General features: G+C 46.7%; 14 protein-coding genes and 1 pseudogene. 9 read left to right on the forward strand and 6 right to left on the reverse strand.

Annotated features, from left to right (window positions below; genetic code table 11):
• Positions 1–330: 330 nt before the first annotated feature.
• From RJD28_01705 to RJD28_01745, 9 genes and pseudogenes are all read left to right on the forward strand, one after another.
• Positions 331–1,263 (forward strand): LysR family transcriptional regulator, encoded by a 933-nt coding sequence (locus RJD28_01705; GenBank protein ID WNV58301.1) that lies wholly within the window; start codon positions 331–333, stop codon positions 1,261–1,263.
• A gap of 134 nt (positions 1,264–1,397) precedes the next feature.
• Positions 1,398–4,878 (forward strand): annotated as a pseudogene (locus RJD28_01710) (pyruvate carboxylase).
• A 482-nt stretch (positions 4,879–5,360) separates the two neighbouring features.
• Positions 5,361–5,969, forward strand: coding sequence for a recombinase family protein (locus tag RJD28_01715; protein WNV58302.1), 609 nt, complete (start codon positions 5,361–5,363; stop codon positions 5,967–5,969).
• Between the two features lie 200 nt (positions 5,970–6,169).
• The gene (locus tag RJD28_01720) at positions 6,170–8,305 is read left to right on the forward strand and encodes a hypothetical protein (protein ID WNV58303.1); all 2,136 of its coding nucleotides are present in this window, start codon (positions 6,170–6,172) and stop codon (positions 8,303–8,305) included.
• Between the two features lie 404 nt (positions 8,306–8,709).
• Positions 8,710–9,315 carry a type IV toxin-antitoxin system AbiEi family antitoxin domain-containing protein gene (locus tag RJD28_01725; GenBank protein WNV58304.1) on the forward strand — a complete coding sequence of 202 codons (606 nt, stop codon included), beginning with the start codon at positions 8,710–8,712 and terminating at the stop codon, positions 9,313–9,315.
• Positions 9,308–10,225, forward strand: coding sequence for a nucleotidyl transferase AbiEii/AbiGii toxin family protein (locus RJD28_01730; protein ID WNV58305.1), 918 nt, complete (start codon positions 9,308–9,310; stop codon positions 10,223–10,225). Before RJD28_01725 ends, RJD28_01730 begins: the two co-directional genes overlap by 8 nt.
• Positions 10,218–10,445, forward strand: coding sequence for a hypothetical protein (locus RJD28_01735; GenBank protein WNV58306.1), 228 nt, complete (start codon positions 10,218–10,220; stop codon positions 10,443–10,445). The genes RJD28_01730 and RJD28_01735 overlap by 8 nt, the downstream gene beginning before the upstream one ends.
• 403 nt (positions 10,446–10,848) lie before the next feature.
• Positions 10,849–11,190, forward strand: a complete 342-nt coding sequence (locus tag RJD28_01740) for a helix-turn-helix transcriptional regulator (GenBank protein ID WNV58307.1) — start codon at positions 10,849–10,851, stop codon at positions 11,188–11,190.
• Between the two features lie 25 nt (positions 11,191–11,215).
• Complete coding sequence (locus RJD28_01745) at positions 11,216–12,214, forward strand: aldo/keto reductase (protein ID WNV59535.1); 999 nt, start codon at positions 11,216–11,218, stop codon at positions 12,212–12,214.
• A 130-nt stretch (positions 12,215–12,344) separates the two neighbouring features.
• Here the strand turns inward: RJD28_01745 and RJD28_01750 are convergent, their stop codons facing one another.
• The 6 genes from RJD28_01750 to RJD28_01775 form a co-directional block, all read right to left on the reverse strand.
• On the reverse strand, positions 12,345–13,337 hold the full coding sequence (locus tag RJD28_01750; GenBank protein WNV58308.1) for a C39 family peptidase: 993 nt from the start codon (positions 13,335–13,337) through the stop codon (positions 12,345–12,347).
• A gap of 62 nt (positions 13,338–13,399) precedes the next feature.
• Positions 13,400–14,035, reverse strand: a complete 636-nt coding sequence (locus RJD28_01755; protein WNV58309.1) for a DUF308 domain-containing protein — start codon at positions 14,033–14,035, stop codon at positions 13,400–13,402.
• Positions 14,028–14,225 carry a hypothetical protein gene (locus tag RJD28_01760; protein ID WNV58310.1) on the reverse strand — a complete coding sequence of 66 codons (198 nt, stop codon included), beginning with the start codon at positions 14,223–14,225 and terminating at the stop codon, positions 14,028–14,030. The genes RJD28_01755 and RJD28_01760 overlap by 8 nt, the downstream gene beginning before the upstream one ends.
• 83 nt (positions 14,226–14,308) lie before the next feature.
• Entirely contained in the window at positions 14,309–14,986 is a 678-nt protein-coding gene (locus RJD28_01765; protein WNV58311.1) for an LrgB family protein, read from the reverse strand.
• Positions 14,979–15,344 carry a CidA/LrgA family protein gene (locus tag RJD28_01770; GenBank protein ID WNV58312.1) on the reverse strand — a complete coding sequence of 122 codons (366 nt, stop codon included), beginning with the start codon at positions 15,342–15,344 and terminating at the stop codon, positions 14,979–14,981. Before RJD28_01770 ends, RJD28_01765 begins: the two co-directional genes overlap by 8 nt.
• Positions 15,345–15,369: 25 nt before the next feature.
• Positions 15,370–16,584 carry an MATE family efflux transporter gene (locus RJD28_01775; protein WNV58313.1) on the reverse strand — a complete coding sequence of 405 codons (1,215 nt, stop codon included), beginning with the start codon at positions 16,582–16,584 and terminating at the stop codon, positions 15,370–15,372.
• Positions 16,585–16,625: the final 41 nt, after the last annotated feature.

Raw genomic sequence — 16,625 nt, forward strand, 5'->3', positions numbered from 1 at the left:
GAAATCTAATTCGCAGTTTTCTCAAAAAATCACGCAGATAATTCATAAGAGGAACTTTTTTCCGATATTTTCGGAAAAATTATCCGGGTAAGGCGTTTTGTAAGATGATATTATAATATGTAATGATACGAGCAAGAAACGTGAACACTAGGGCGTCGAGGTCAGAGGCCGTTCGTGCTTGCACGGTAAGGCAGATGACTTTGGCACCCGCCAAACATGAGAAAGCAGCGATTTACGAAGTAAATCTGCGGATTTCGAATGGTTGTAGAATTGCGAGAGCTGTTTGGCAGCGAAGCAATTCGTAGGTGTCACTTTTGGGGGAGGGCGAAAATGAACAACGAATGGCAGCACTTGATGTACTTGAACTGGCAGCACCTGATGTATTTTCTCGTGGCGGCGGACACGGGCAATTTTACGACGGCGGCGGAGCAGATGTTTATCACCCAGTCCACGCTGACGAAGGCCATGAACAACCTGGAGACGACGCTGGGGGTGCCACTTTTTGAAAAACGGGGGCGCAACATCCGCCTGACCTCCTACGGGGAGACGTTTTATGAAGATCTGAAGAAAATTTCACAGGATCTGAGCGGGAGTATCCACAAGCTTCATGATATGATTGATTTAAAGAGCGGGAACATTTCCATTTCCGGTTCCTATACCATGTGCGCGGAATATCTGCCGCATAAAATCCGCCGGTTCCGGAAGGATTATCCGGATATCGATTTTTCCATTAAATATACAGGAACGGGTTTTATCTTAAAACAGCTGCTGGAGGGGACAACGGAGCTGGGCTTTTGCGGAGACTACGATATCAATGCAAAGCAGTATGAGACGCTGGAGCGTCTGCTGGTGAAAGAGGAGGAGCTGATCGTCATTGTGCCGCCCCAGTGCCGTCTGGCAAAGACAGGGATCATAGAGGATTTTTCCGCATTCCGGGACGATTCTTTTATTGTCAATTCCAAATCCAACACAGGAACGAATTATGTGCTGAACCGGTTGTGCGAGGAGGCCGGATTCAAACCGCATATCGCTTTTGAATCCAATGATGACCATACGATGATCGGCATGGTAGCTTCGGGCTTGGGGATGGCGGTGATCGCAGACAGCCCGTCCCTGCTGGTGAACAACGTGTCGGTGCTGCATTTTGCCAGACCGCCGGTGAAGCATCAGTATATGGTATACAATCGGGAGCGAGAGCTGACACCCCTTGTAAAAAGCTTTGTGGATTTTATCCGGGAGGAAACTACACGGGAGAGACACTAGATTGTCCGCGAAAGAAAGACAGATGATTTTGATAGACGGAAAATTTTTCTTGCATTTGAGAAAAGAATGCATTAGTATTCATAAAAGAAGTGTGATAGAATAAACAGACAATGGGAAAAGGAGGAGTGGCTATTATGGAAGCTGCAAATATTCGCAAATTCCGGAAAGTAATGGTAGCGAACCGTGGAGAGATCGCGATCCGTATTTTCCGTGCATTGAATGAACTGGGAATTACCACCGTTGGAATCTATTCCAAGGAGGATAAATATGCGCTGTTCCGCATGAAAGCGGATGAGTCTTATCAGCTGAATCCCGATAAGAACCCCATCGACGCATATCTGGATATTGATGAGATCATCAAGATCGCAAAGAAGAAAAATGTAGATGCCATCCATCCGGGCTATGGTTTCCTTTCAGAGAATCCTGATTTTGTAGAAGCCTGTGAGAAGAATGGCATCGCATTCATCGGGCCGTCCAAGGATATCATGAACGCCATGGGAGACAAGATTTCTTCCAAACAGATGGCCATTTCTGCCAATGTGCCCATCATTCCGGGTGTGGATCATGCGGTGAAGACGGTGGAAGAAGCCTCCAAAGTAGCGGAGATGGTAGGATATCCTATCATGCTGAAGGCCTCCAACGGCGGCGGCGGACGCGGTATGCGTATCGTCAACTGCGCGGAAGATCTGCCCAAGGAATTTAAGGAAGCCAGAGATGAGTCCAAGAAGGCTTTCGGTGACGATAAGATCTTTATTGAGAAATATTTAAGAAGCCCCAAGCATATCGAAGTGCAGATCCTGGGCGATAAATATGGCAATGTGGTACATCTGTACGACCGTGACTGTTCCGTACAGCGCCGTCATCAGAAGGTGGTAGAGTACGCGCCTGCATTCTCTGTTCCCATGGAGACAAGACAGGTGATCCTGGACAGTGCTATCCGTCTGGCAAAGCAGGTGGGCTACCAGAATGCCGGTACCCTGGAGTTTCTGGTAGACGCGGATAACAATCCGTATTTCATCGAGATGAATCCCCGAATCCAGGTAGAGCACACCGTAACCGAGGAGATCACGGGAATTGATATTGTGCAGGCGCAGATCCTCATTGCAGAGGGCTATGCACTCAATTCCAAAGAGATCAATATTCAGTCCCAGGATGATATTCATGTGAACGGATATTCCATTCAGACCCGTGTGACCACCGAGGATCCGGCCAACAACTTCCTGCCGGATACCGGAAAGATCAGTGTATACCGTTCCGGTTCCGGTAACGGCATGCGTCTGGACGGCGGTAATGCCTATACCGGTGCAGAGATTCTGCCGTATTACGACAGCCTGCTGGTAAAACTGATCTCCCACGACCGTACCTTTGAGGGCGCTGTACATAAGTCCTTGCGTGCCCTGAAGGAAATGCGTGTCCGTGGCATCAAGACAAATATTCCGTTCCTTGTGAACGTACTCAATCATCCGGTTTTTGTTTCCGGCAAATGTTATACTACATTTATTGAGGAAACCCCGGAGCTGTTCGACCTGCAGAAGAGTCAGGACCGCGCAACAAAGATCATCGAGTTTATCGGTGATAAGATGATCAACGTCAATGCAAACAAGGAGAAACCGGTATTTGAGAACCGTGTGATCCCGGTATTTGACGAGAGCAAGCCGATATACGGCATGAAGGATGAATTCAAAAAGCTGGGCGCAGAGGGACTGGCGCAGAAAATCCTGAAAGAGAAGAAGCTGTATGTGACTGATACAAGTATGCGGGATGCCCAGCAGTCGCTGATGGCAACCCGTATGCGTACCAAGGATATTGTGGGGGCAGCAAAAGCAACCAATGCATTTATGCAGAAAGCCTTTTCTGTAGAGGCATGGGGAGGCGCTACCTATGATACTGCTTACCGTTTCCTGAAAGAGTCTCCGTGGCAGCGGCTCCGTATTTTAAGCGAGCGTATGCCCAACACGCTGATCCAGATGCTGCTGCGTGCATCCAACGCGGTTGGTTACAGCAACTACCCGGATAACGTGGTACGGGAGTTTATCCGTATTTCCGGCGAAGAGGGCGTAGATGTTTTCCGTATTTTCGACAGCCTGAACTGGGTAGAGAATATGAAGATGCCCATTGAAGAGGCATTGAAGACGGGTAAGATCGTTGAGGGTACCGTATGTTATACCGGTGATATGCTGAGCCCCAACGAGACAAAATATACACTGGATTACTATGTGAAGAAGGCGAAAGCGCTGGAGGCCGAAGGCTGCCACATGTTTGCCATCAAGGATATGGCAGGCCTTTTTAAAGCCCTATGCGGCAAAGGAACTGGTAAAAGCGCTGAAATCCGAGCTGAAGATCCCGGTACATCTGCATACGCACGATACCACCGGTGCCGGTGTGAGTACTGTACTCATGGCGGCAGAGGCCGGTGTGGATATCGTGGATCTGGCCATCGAATCCATGAGTTCCCTGACCAGCCAGCCGTCCATGAATGCAGTTGTAGAGGCACTGCGCGGCAGCGAGCGTGACACCGGTCTGGACTTCGATGAGCTGAATGAACTGACCCATTATTACGCACGGGTGCGGAAGCTGTACAAATCCTTTGAAAGTGAGATGGATTCTCCGAATTCCGAGATTTACAAATATGAGATCCCGGGCGGTCAGTACTCCAATCTGCTGGCGCAGGTACAGTCCATGGGCGCAGGTGACAGCTTTGAAGAGATCAAGCATCTGTATAAGCAGGCCAATGATCTGCTGGGTAATATTGTGAAGGTAACCCCTTCCTCCAAAGCGGTGGGTGATTTTGCTATCTTCATGTTAAAAAACGGTCTGAATAAGGATAATATCCTCACCGAGGGCCGTGACCTGTCCTATCCGGAGTCTGTTGTGGAATATTTTAAGGGTATGATGGGGCAGCCGGATGGCGGATTCCCGGCTGAACTGCAGAAGATTGTGCTGAAAGGCCAGGAGCCGGTTACCGTTCGTCCCGGAACTTTGTTGCCGGATGTAGATCTGGAGGCTGTGAAAGTACATCTGAAGAGTAAGTTTGACCTGTCTGCTTTCAGTGAGAAAGACATGGAGCAGAAAGCGATCAGCTATGCGCTGTATCCGAAGGTATATGAGGATTACTGTGAGCACTTTGAGATGTATAATGATGTCACCCGTCTGGAGAGCCATGTATACTTCTATGGCCTGCGCAAAGGAGAGGAGACCACTCTTGCCATCGGCGAAGGCAAGGAGCTGATCATCAAATTCATCGAGCAGTCCGAGCCAAACGAAGAGGGCTACCGCACGCTGACCTTTGAGGTTAACGGAACCATGCGTGAGGTGCGGATTCTTGACAAGCATCAGGCTGTTACCGCAGAACGCCGCCTGAAGGCTGACAAGTCCAATCCGGCACATCTGGGATCCTCCATTCCGGGCACTGTGGAGCAGGTACTGGTCAAAGAGGGCGATCCGATCACTGTGAACCAGCCGCTGATGATCGTCGAGGCCATGAAGATGGAGACAACTGTGGTATCCAAGGTCAACGGTACCGTCGACAAGCTGTATGTAAAACCGGGTGATCGGGTGAATTCCGAGGATCTGCTCATCAGCTTCGTGGTAGAGGAGAACGCAGAAGAGAAATAAATGCCGAAAATTTTACGGCGAAAAAGAATTTGATAAAAGGCCGTCGGGCGGTGAAAAACCGTTCGGCGGCTTTTTATGACTGCGGATAAACCGCATGAACAGGAATAAAGGAGAAAACCCCAGCCTTGTGGTACCCTCCTTTTTTGCGTATACTGTAATAGGCGTTTGCGAAACGCCAAAAGCCGCATAAATACGGCATAAGTGTGTATGTATCTCTTTTTTCTATGCTGTGGCACAGCAAACGATCTTATTTCTGCCTTTTCATTATCAACTTCTTAGCTCACAGCTTGTCAAGAGCCTGTTGCAACGCAATGTGTTAACACTCTTTACAACCTGTGAGCTAAGGCGTATCTTCTCAATGGCGGAAATCAAATAATGATAACAAGTGAATATATTTTAGCGAGGCATTTTACTTTTACAGTAAGGTGCTTTTTTGTTTATGACACTTCTTTATATCCATAGCAAAGGAGGATTGATAATAAATGGCACAGATTTATGGGTATGTACGGGTTTCCAGCATAGACCAAAACGAGGAACGACAAATTGTCGAATTGGCAAAAAGAAATGTACTTTCTAGAAATATCTACATAGACAAGCAGTCTGGAAATAGTTTTGAGCGTCCGCAATATAAAAAACTGGTCAGAAAGCTGAAACAAGGCGATTTACTTTATATACTAAGTATTGACCGTCTGGGCAGGAACTATCTTGAGATACAGGAGCAATGGCGAATACTGACGAAAGAAAAAGGGATTGATATATGCGTCATAGATATGCCTTTATTGGACACAAGGAATGGGAAAGATTTAATGGGCACATTCATTGCTGATCTTGTGTTACAGATACTATCATTTGTTGCGCAGAATGAGCGTGAGAACATCAGAAAAAGACAGGCACAGGGCATAGCAGTGGCGAAAGCAAAGGGCGTAAAATTTGGCAGACCAGAAATTGTACTTCCAGAGAATTTTGGGGAACTTGTCTATAAATGGGAAAAGAAAAGGCTTCCTTTGTCGGAAGTCTTGGAAGTGTGCAAAATGAGTGGAGCTACGTTTTATAGGAAATTAAGAGAATATCGCTTATTACAGCAGAAATAGTCTGTTCTGAACTATTAAAAGGTACACCTTTTAATATCCACTATATCACTATCTAATATAGCTGAAAACGCCTGTTTTTTCAATAAATTAATCATTTAGAACAGCTTTGAAGATGTTATTTTTGCTAAGATTGCCAGATTATATTTTTTGCAAAAGGTGTACCTTTTGAGAAAAGTCAAGGAAAGGAGCAGAAAGTAAATATGAAACAAAGCTATTTGAAAAAGCCTTATTCATTTTTGCTGGTAAGTGCAATGGTATTGACTATGTTTCCGGCATTTAGTACCAGCGTTCATGCAGAAGAAAATCAATCGCCAACGAAAGAGCAGTTTTCAACTGTTGAAGAATTAAAAAGCTATGATACAAATGATAATGACGGAGTGAAAAACCCTGCAAAAGTCTATTTCGGAAACAACAATCAACAGTGGTGGATTGCAGGAAGTCAAAGTAATAATAGCTTAACGTTATTTTCTGCAAGTTCTATGGGAGATGGAGTACAATTTGAATCAAATTATATGGCCAATAAAACATATGATGATAAGTGGAACTGTACCTATCCTAATGGAGAACCGGCAGAAGTTTTCCCGAATCATTACGGAGCGAGTTATATAAGGAATGTTACCTTAAAAGAGATGGAAACTTCTTTTTTTACAGGTTCAGAACAGGCACTGATAAACGAAACAACGATTTATACGGATGATACGAAAAACAACAGCGTCTATTCCACAACGGAGAAGCTGTATTTGGCTTATGGAGACCAAGAAGATTATAATCACATTACTGTGGGAAAGAACAGCGCAAATGATTTGAATGACGGTCTTCGTATCGATCCAAGTTATTGGGGAGAATCTATTCTTGAATTATTTTGGATTCGTTCACCATTTGTTAGTAATGATGATCCGAATGATGGAAGTAATGTTTTGACCGCGTGGCCTTCTAAGAATTATCCTGCTTTTAATGGAGCGCAAACAAACAATGATTCTTTAGAAAACATAAGACCAGCTTTTGAACTGAATTCATCAACGATTCTTTTTGCATCGGCTGTTCCGACAGCAACATCTACAGGTAATTTAACACTGCAGGATACGGATGGAGATGGAGCGTTTACATTACGCTATGACGCCAGTAAGTATAGCAAGAACCTAGGTTCAGCTGTGATTTCTTATGATGATAGCAAGGTTATCTTAACAGATGTTCCAAATGGTACATATCTGGTTTCGCAAAACAGCAATGGTGCGTATGCGAAACAAATTACGAATGAAACAGAAGTTTCTGCAAGTGGTATGAATTTAGATAATTTTGCGAATTGCAAGATATGGCTGGAAACAACAGATACAGCAAATAGAATCACATATGCGGCTTTGGCAGAGAAAGAACAAGAAACTGCTGTGAATATTGTTGCGGGTGCGGGATTGAATATCACATCGAATAATGGTGTGCAGGAAGTTGTTCCAAACACGGCAATTACAGATATTATAGTGGAAGCTGTTGACGGATATTTTCTTCCGGATGGTTATGAGGACAGAATCCAAGGTTTGAACGGATTGACAGTAACAAAAATGACTAAAAATGGTTTTGCCATTTCAGGTACGCCGATAAGTGATGTGAATATCACACTGCCACCTGCAACAAAGAAAGTTTACAGCATGATTTTAAGTGGTAACGGAACATTTACAGGAACTTGCGTAGGATATCAACCAATTATCGCAAAGGAATTTACGATTACAAATGACGGAAATATTGATTTAGAGAATATCGATATATCTATCACGGGTACAGATAAGGATAAGTTCGAGTTGATTGGCGACGGTACTATAACTATCCAGCCAAGCGATACTATAAAAGTAACAGTAACACCAAAAGATAGTCTAGCAGCAGGTGTATATCAGGCAACGCTTACTGTAACAGCGGATAATATTAAAACAGCAACAACGGAGCTACAGTTTACTGTAAACGGACATGATTATGTTGCAGTTGTTACACCACCTAGTTGCACAGAGAAAGGATATACGACATATACTTGCAGGAATTGTGGCCATAGCTACAAAGGAAACGAAGTAGATGCGACAGGTCATACGTGGGGAGAATGGAAAGTCATCAAGGAAGCAACAACCACAGAAACAGGCAAAAAAGAACGTGTTTGTGAACGTTGTGATTATAAAGAAACAGCAGTCATTTCTATGATTTCCAACGAAGAACAGCCTACTACTTCTACAAAGTCAGATACAGCAGTTAAGACAGGCGACAGTACAAATATTTTGCTGTGGGGTATGGTAACGGTCATTTCCCTTGCAGGAGTAATAACGTTATTGTTCTTCAAGCGTAGAAAATGCAGATAAGGTAGAATGAGGTGCTGTCGCAAAATCATCAACAATAGATGCTTGAGCGGCAGCCTCTGCCGTTATAGACATAAACCGGGATGAAATCTATTTTTCTGGATTTCATCCCGGTTTTTTGCCGTACTTTAATAAGCCTTTGTTTTTTTACATATTTTAGGCTGACTGTACTTCAAATAAATACGTTCTGGTTCGCTCCTTCTGGATTTTTGCGTGCAGTTTATTCAGGTTATACCCCATGCAAAAGCAGCTTTGACGGAGAAACACATTTGATTTGAAATTTCATACACAGAAGTTATAAAATTGTGCGTGAAATTATTGATTAATTCAATTTGAATGATATAATAAAATATAAGCACAAAAACAAGTTGAGTGTGTGTGGGTTTTAATAAAAAGTTGGTGAATATGTGGATAAGAAAACTCTTTCAAAACAAGTAATTATAGAAAAGGGCGGTATTGCAAAAACATCAGATTTTGTTGCAGCTGGCATACCCGCTGTCGACATTGTGAATCTTTGTAACACCGGATACCTTGAACGCATTCGACACGGATACTATCAACTTGCCGATTGGGACACATCTTCTGAAGAACAGCTTATTGCAGCATTGATCCCAAAGGCAATTATTTGTGTGGAATCGGCTCTTTTTCATTATGGCTATAGTGACTTTGCACCTCGGAAATGGTCGATTGCTGTTCCGAGATCTATGTCTCGAACAAAATTGGATATAGATGCACTGGAGTTGCAAACTTACTATGTGCAATCAGAAATATATGAACTGGGCAAAACAACTGCCGATTTTAACGGCGTCATGCTACCTGTATATGACCGAGAGCGTACAATCTGCGATTGCTTCAAATATCGTTCAAGATTGGACAATGAAATCTTCAACAAGGCATTGAATGCCTATGTGAATGATTCAAAAAAAGACTTGAGAAACCTTTCTGGATATGCAAAGAAGTTAAGAGTACACAAAAAGGTTACTGAGTTGATGGAGGTGCTGCTGAATGGCTGATACTGCTGCGTCTGTACTGGCACTCTTAAAGAATAAAGGTAAGGAAACCGGGAGGAGCTACCAGCTTTGTCTGCAGCTTTTCTGCCAGGAAGAATTTCTCCGCAGGTTGGAGAAGTCCCAATATGCAGAAAACCTTGTTCTAAAAGGTGGATTGTTTATCTATTCCATTACCGGCTTTGACAGCCGTGTGACGGTAGATGTAGATTTCCTGCTCAGGAAAGTTTCGAATACACCGGAAAAGCTGAAAAAAGTTCTGGAAGATATCATCGCCACACCAACAGGTAATGATTTTGTGACATTTGAAATCACAAATATTGCGCCTATTGCTGTAGCAAAAAAATATGCCGGCATCGGTGCTTCCTTAGTCGCAAGGATTAAGAACACTAAAACCCCATTCAGCATTGACTTTGGTGTGGGAGATGTCATCGTGCCAAATCAGGAAAAGCGCAAGATTCCGACCCAGCTGGCGGATTTTGCAGCTCCTATGGTAAACACATACTCTCTTGAAACAACTATTGCTGAAAAAATAGATGCCATTCTCAATCTGATGGAGTTTTCCAGTCGGATGAAGGATTACTATGATATTTATTATCTTGCCAATAAATTTGACTTTGATGGTGTTGTCTTAACCGAAGCTTTGAAAAAAACTTTTGAAAATCGTGGACATGTATTCACCGTTGAGCAGTTCGAACAAGTGATGGATTTTGAGAATGACGAAGCTATGCAGAAAAAGTGGAAGGCATTTTGTCGGAAAATTGATATAAAAACCGATAGTTATAGTACCGTTCTGCGTACAATCAGATGCTTTTTGAGAAAACCAATCGTGGCAGCAATCAATAAGGATACTTTCAATCAAGAATGGGTTGCGACCACAAACGAATGGCGTCAAAGGGGGCAGTGCGATGGCTAAGATAATGGAGATTATTGCAAAGGAAACTAAAGGTAAGAACTATCATACATACAAATATAGCTACGATTCTATCGGTCTGCCTTCTATAAACTATGATGATGATCCCAATAAAATAATGAAGTGGAAAGACTCCGCCGAAACTGGATCGCCAAAGCGATCTAAGCAGACATTATCTGTTCAACTTCTGTTTGGCGTTTATAAAAATTGTATGTTTTCATAAAAATAATAGAATTCAATTGTATGCAGAAGGGATGATAAAGTAAGTGGTCGAAATGTCGGATAAAGCATATATGTATCTCCAATAAAATTCAAACAATCTGTTTAAGATAGAAAAGGCGATACCTGGTTATGAAAACCAAGTATCGCCAATTTTTTTCTTGTCGCGCTTCTGTACGGCAGCTAACCTATGCCAGTATTGTTCTCATACTGTCTTATTGGAAACCACCTTGTGGTACCCTACATTTTTGCGTATACTGTAAGGGATGGGTATACCAGTGGCACCAGTCCGGCAGTATTTGCCGGTAATACGGAGTGGTTGCGTTTTAGTTGCGCTGTGGTTGGTGGACTTTTTGTCAATCGGCTGGTACATTTGGTGAAAAGAACAATCAAAGGAGGCAATGGCTATGTTAGGAGCATCAGTCATACTGGTATTGGGACTGCTTATTTACGGAGGAATTCTGTTTCTCTTTGTTCTTCTGGTGATGGCGCTGCTGAAATATCTGCGGACGAAAAATACAGCGCCGGAGGAACGGCTGCTTCGAAGGTCACTGGGGGAGGTCATCAAAGCGCATCGGGAGAGCTGCAAGATGACGCAGGAGTTTGTGGCGGAGTCGCTGGGAGTCAGCCGGCAGGCGGTGTCCAAGTGGGAGACCGGGGCGTCAGATCCCAGCACGTCTAATCTGTTCGCACTGGCACGGCTGTTCGGCGTGCGGGCGGAGGATCTGCTGCGGGAGGTAGAGCAGTGACTAACAACAGACAGGAGGGAAAATGATGTATCAGGCATCTGAAAAAAGATATGAGGAAATGCGGTATCACCGGGCCGGAGACAGCGGTCTGCTATTACCGGAGGTGTCGCTGGGACTGTGGCACAATTTTGGCGATACGGGTGTGTATGACAATATGAAGGCGCTTTGTTTTACGGCATTTGACCATGGGATCACACATTTTGACCTGGCAAATAACTACGGGCCGGCACCGGGCAGTGCGGAGAAGAATTTCGGAAGAATGCTGAGAGAAGAACTGTCAGCGTACCGGGATGAGATGATCATCAGTACCAAGGCCGGATATGTGATGTGGGATGGCCCTTATGGAAACTGGGGCGGCCGCAAGCATCTGCTGGCCAGCCTGGATCAGAGTCTGCAGCGGATGGGACTGGAGTATGTGGATATTTTCTATCATCACCGGATGGATCCGGAGACACCGCTGGAGGAAACCATGGGTGCGCTGGCCCAGGCTGTCACCAGTGGGAAAGCGCTTTATGTGGGACTTTCCAATTATAACGGGCCCACACTGGAACGGGCGGTAAAGATTTTGCAGGAGCTGCATTGCCCGTTTGTGATCAACCAGAACCGGTACTCGATCTTTGATCGGACGATTGAGCAGAATGGGTTGAAAGAGATGGCAAAAAAGCTGCACAAAGGTCTGATCACGTTTAGCCCGCTGGCACAGGGCATGCTGACCAACCGTTATCTGGACGGGATTCCGGCGGACAGCCGCATCCGTACTGATGGCCGTTTTCTGAAAGAAGATACGGTGAACAGCCGCATCCAGCAGGTGAGAAAACTCAACGCTCTTGCTTTGCAGCGCGGTCAGACACTGGCGGAGATGGCGCTGGCATGGCTGCTGCGGCAGGAGGAAGTGACCAGTGTGCTCATCGGCGCATCCAAACCACAGCAGATTTTGGATAATATCAAAGCAATGGAAAATACCGGTTTCTCAGAAGAAGAGCTGCTGAAAATTGAAGAGATTAGCCAATCTACAAATGCATAAAACGAATGTCTGGCATAGTGCAACAAGAAGCCATATCGGGTGACTGGTAAATGCTTGAGACACTATGCCTAGCAGAATCCTTCATCATAGATGAAAAAAGGTTGATTGTTCTGTAATTGCCTATGTAAGGCTATTGTTTGGACATTGCCCACAGATTTTTGATCTGTCCCTTTAGTTGCCCGAAGCTCCAGTATTCTGCACTGTTTTCCGGGCTGTTGGGGTCATTGACGGTGAATCCCTGTGCAGTGTAGCCAGTGATGACGATGAAATGCCCGCTGTAGGTGAAGTCTCCGGGGCCGACCACGGCGATGATGGGGCAATGGCTGTCCAGCGCCTGTTTCAACTGGTCTTCTTTGAGAGAGAGCTGTCGGGCGGAGAGCCCCAGCAACGCACAGCCCTCACTGATCAGCGACCAGCTACTGCCGCTTCCCGGGACGACATAACCGTAGTTGGTGGCAAGGTCGGCCACATAGGCAGGGTTGTAGCGGGCATTATGAGTCAGTGAAATGGCTGCCATGGACAGACAGGTGGGGCCGCAGCCGGTGTAGCCGATGAGGCCGCTTCCATAGGAGCGATAGCCCCAGCGGGTATCCCATTGGAGCAGCAGGGGAACGCCGGGGGTGGAAGCTTCCACGGATAGATCGATGGAAATTGCCTCGTTGGTCGTGGCGGGCAGCGGTTGCTGTGCAGCGTCTTCTGCCAGTCGTCCGTTTGCTGCATCGGTTTCCAGAAAGTCTTCTGATGAATGCTTCGAGGTGGACGATGTCTCGGACAGGTGCTGTGGATAGTTGTAGACGTAATCGACGGTCTGTGGGTATTTCTGCGCAAAAGTTACCATGTCCTGTGGATAAAGGTCGTTGCTCTCTATGACGGCAAGCTTTTCTTCATAAGTGAGACTGTCAGCGGGCACCAGGGAGATTCCGGCGGACGTATTCCCGTGAACGAGGGTGTTGCTACCATTAGAATTTGCAGTGCCGGATGAAGTCGCATGGAAGATTTCCTGCGCGTGCAGTGTGCTGTCAGAAGCGTTTGCCTGGGAATGGGCCTCGGGCAGCCAGAATCCGGCGAAAAAGGATGCACACAGAAAAAATGTAAAAATTGGGTGTCTGGAAAGACGAAACATGGCCAAACCTCCTTTGTGGGTTTGGCCATGATTGTAAAACGGCGATGTATCAAAGTTGTTACCTACCATCGATCTGTTAAATCTGTATCCTCCACAACTTCCCCGTCTACCCGTTCCATATTCCGGTATTCTTCCTCTTCTTTCAGTTTTTTCTCTACCCGGCGGACGCTGCGCGTCAGGCAGAACATGCTCCAGAGGCTCATGATGCCGTCTGCACACAGGCTGGCGCCCACGAACATCATCAGGGTGCTGGCTGCGGCGAAGGGGTTCCAGATGAGGATCGCGCCCAGAGCAATGGAAATCAGTGCGAACACGAGAATGAGCCACCAGCGGGGATAATCTACCCGTTTCAGGTCAATGGCATTCTGAATCTTCATAATGCTGCTGAGGATGATAAAAATACCCAGCAGGATCGGCAGAATGCTGACGATGTACTGCGGTCGGATGAGCATCATGATGCCCAGCGCCACGGCGATGATGCCGATGACCAGATCATAGCGGAAAACGGAGATCAGCCGATCCCGGACAAAATAGCCGATAAGGTGAACGATGCCGTATACGATGGTCAGAATGCCGAAAGCATAGCACAGCGTCATCAGAGAAAGCTCCGGCCAGAACAGGAAGACCAGGCCCAGCACCACATATCCAAAAGAGATCCAGTTATAAGAAGTTTTTAATTTTTTCAAACTGTCACGCATTTGATTCCCTCCAGTCAGCGACCCGTGGGTCGTTTTTCTGAACATAAGTATACAACAAAATGCCACCCGCGAAAATAGGCGGATGACATTTTTTATGAATTGTTGTCGCAGATAATAGTCGCTCAGCCGCGCCATTCGCAAAACCGCATCTTTGATGCTCTCCGCTGCGCTGCAGCTCATTTTTGCTCATTACGTGGCGCTCCGTTCATCCTGTTCTGCGGTCAGTCTCTCATGTAAGCATGAATCCTGCCCACAGTACGGATGACTGAGCTTTTATAAAAACATCGATAGCACAACCGTGATAATCCCGCACACGCCGATGGCGAGCCCGCTCATGGCCCCCTCGGTTTCACCGATCTCAATGGCTTTGGAGGTGCCCACAGCATGGCTGCAGGCTCCGATGGCAATGCCCACTTCAACCGGATTTTTGATGCGCAGCAACCGGATCATCACCGGGGCGATGATGCTGCCCAGGATACCGGTGAGCAGCACAGCTACAACCGTGACCGGCGCGATGCCGCCGTGAGACTCCGCTACGCTGATGGCGATGGCGGTGGTGACGGATTTCGGGGTGAGGGATGCGGTCATGGCCTCATCCAGCCCGAATAGATGGCACATAACAAGGACGCTGCCCATGGAAGCCAGGCATCCCACGGTGCAGCCCACCAGAATGGGCAGCCAGCTTTCCTTCAGGATCCGCCGTTTCGTGTAGATGGATACGGCCAGGCAGGCTGTGGCCGGAGCCAGGAACATGTTGATAATGGCGCCTCCTTCGTTGTAATCGTCATAGGGGATGCCGAAAATTTTCAGAAAAACAATGACGAGAATGATGGCCAGAAGCAGTGGATTGCACAGGGCTATCCTGGTGCGTTTCTGGATTTCCAGCCCGATGAAAAAGGCCAGGATGCTGATGGTAATGCCGAAAAACGGCGATGCAAAAATATCACGCATGATGCTTCCCTCCATTCATAAGCTTCAGGGTCAGCCGGATGGAAAGTGCGGCTGCGATGAAAGTGATAAAGGTGCTGACAACGCTGATCACCAGAATGGGAACGAGATTCTCTATGAGGATATCCAGATAATTGATCATGCTGACACCGGCGGGAATGAAGAAAAAGGCCATGTTAGACAGCAGAAAGTCTGATTTTTCCCGGATGTGCTCCAGCTTGAGAATGCCGGTGAACAGACAGATCAGCAGCAGGATCATGCCGATGACGCTTGCCGGAAAAGAGAACGGGAGAAGTTTTTCCATCACAAGACTGATCCAGCACAGGCCCATGACGATCCCAATCTGTTTGATGATTTTCATAATAATTTGTGCCTCCTTATATATGTCAATGTTTGAGCCAGTGGCCCCGGAAATAATAAAGTACAAATAAAAACGATGTAAATATCCAGGTCAGCGGATAACTGCTGACCAGCATGCGCACGGTGTGATGTGCCGGCATCCAGAAGAAAATCCACAGAACACGGAGCACACAGATGCCGAAGCAGGTTATAAGCATGGGGATCACCGTATTGCCCACACCGCGGATGGTGCCGGAGTAAATTTCCACGCAGATATAAGTAATATAGAAGGGCGCCATCGTCAGCAGGATCTGGTAGCCGTTGGAGATAACCACAGCATCGGTGCTGAACATCATCAGCAGGACGCGCCCGAATACTATCATGATAACCGAAAGGAAGAGGGAGTATGCGGCATCCATGGCAAGACAGATGCGGCTGCTTTTGCGGATCCGGTCAAATTTGCCCGCGCCGAAGTTCTGCCCGGCAAAGGTCATGATGGAAACGCCGAAGGCGTTGCTCCCCATCCAGTACAGGGCGTCGATCTTGTTAAATGCCGTCCATCCTGCCACCACGTCCGTGCCGAAGCCATTCAGGGTTGCCTGAATGAGGATGTTGGAAAGCTGGAACATGGAAGACTGTACGCCCGCCGGAAATCCAATATAAATGATGCGTCGAAGGATCGGAAAATCAAACCGGATCTTTCGAAGGGTCAGCTTGTAGGCTTCTTTTGTGCGCACCAGTGTGATGATCACGAGCAGAGCGCTGATGATCTGGGCCAGAACCGTTGCCAGAGAAGCCCCTGCAATGCCCATGGGGATCACTTTTACCAGCAAAAGATCCAGCACCACGTTGATGGCGCAGGCCACGATCAGGAAATACAGCGGCCGTCTGGAATCTCCCACCGCCCGCAAAATCGCAGTGCCCACATTGTATACAAGAACGGCGATCATGCCGCCGAAATAAATCTGCAGATAAATGATGGCCAGCGGCAGCACGTCATCCGGCGTGTGCATGGCCCGCAGTACCGGCGGTGTCAGAAAAATGCCGAAGATGGAGATGAGCAGTCCGCCCACCAGCGCCATGGCGATGGCCGTGTGGATCGTGTCGGACATTTCTTTCAGTTTCCGAGCGCCGTAAAACTGGGAAATAACGACAGAAGCGCCGGAGGAAAGGTTAATAAAAAAGAGTACGACCAGATTAATCAGTACTGCTGTGGATCCCCCGGCTGCGGCCAGCGCTGTTTTCCCTAAGAAACGACCCACGATGACAGCATCGGCAGTGTTATATAGCTGCTGAAAAAAGT

This window comes from Oscillospiraceae bacterium NTUH-002-81, assembly GCA_032620915.1.
Classification (GTDB): Bacteria; Bacillota; Clostridia; order Lachnospirales; family Lachnospiraceae; genus JAGTTR01.

What these genes read in the sequence shown, in the direction of transcription:
- RJD28_01705 (WNV58301.1), top strand. Translation starts at nt 331, where the DNA reads ATGAACAACGAATGGCAGCACTTGATGTACTTGAACTGGCAGCACCTG.
- RJD28_01715 (WNV58302.1), top strand. Translation starts at nt 5,361, where the DNA reads ATGGCACAGATTTATGGGTATGTACGGGTTTCCAGCATAGACCAAAAC.
- RJD28_01720 (WNV58303.1), top strand. Translation starts at nt 6,170, where the DNA reads ATGAAACAAAGCTATTTGAAAAAGCCTTATTCATTTTTGCTGGTAAGT.
- RJD28_01730 (WNV58305.1), top strand. Translation starts at nt 9,308, where the DNA reads ATGGCTGATACTGCTGCGTCTGTACTGGCACTCTTAAAGAATAAAGGT.
- RJD28_01735 (WNV58306.1), top strand. Translation starts at nt 10,218, where the DNA reads ATGGCTAAGATAATGGAGATTATTGCAAAGGAAACTAAAGGTAAGAAC.
- RJD28_01740 (WNV58307.1), top strand. Translation starts at nt 10,849, where the DNA reads ATGTTAGGAGCATCAGTCATACTGGTATTGGGACTGCTTATTTACGGA.
- RJD28_01745 (WNV59535.1), top strand. Translation starts at nt 11,216, where the DNA reads ATGTATCAGGCATCTGAAAAAAGATATGAGGAAATGCGGTATCACCGG.
- RJD28_01750 (WNV58308.1), bottom strand. Translation starts at nt 13,337, where the DNA reads ATGTTTCGTCTTTCCAGACACCCAATTTTTACATTTTTTCTGTGTGCA.
- RJD28_01755 (WNV58309.1), bottom strand. Translation starts at nt 14,035, where the DNA reads ATGCGTGACAGTTTGAAAAAATTAAAAACTTCTTATAACTGGATCTCT.
- RJD28_01760 (WNV58310.1), bottom strand. Translation starts at nt 14,225, where the DNA reads ATGAGCAAAAATGAGCTGCAGCGCAGCGGAGAGCATCAAAGATGCGGT.
- RJD28_01765 (WNV58311.1), bottom strand. Translation starts at nt 14,986, where the DNA reads ATGCGTGATATTTTTGCATCGCCGTTTTTCGGCATTACCATCAGCATC.
- RJD28_01770 (WNV58312.1), bottom strand. Translation starts at nt 15,344, where the DNA reads ATGAAAATCATCAAACAGATTGGGATCGTCATGGGCCTGTGCTGGATC.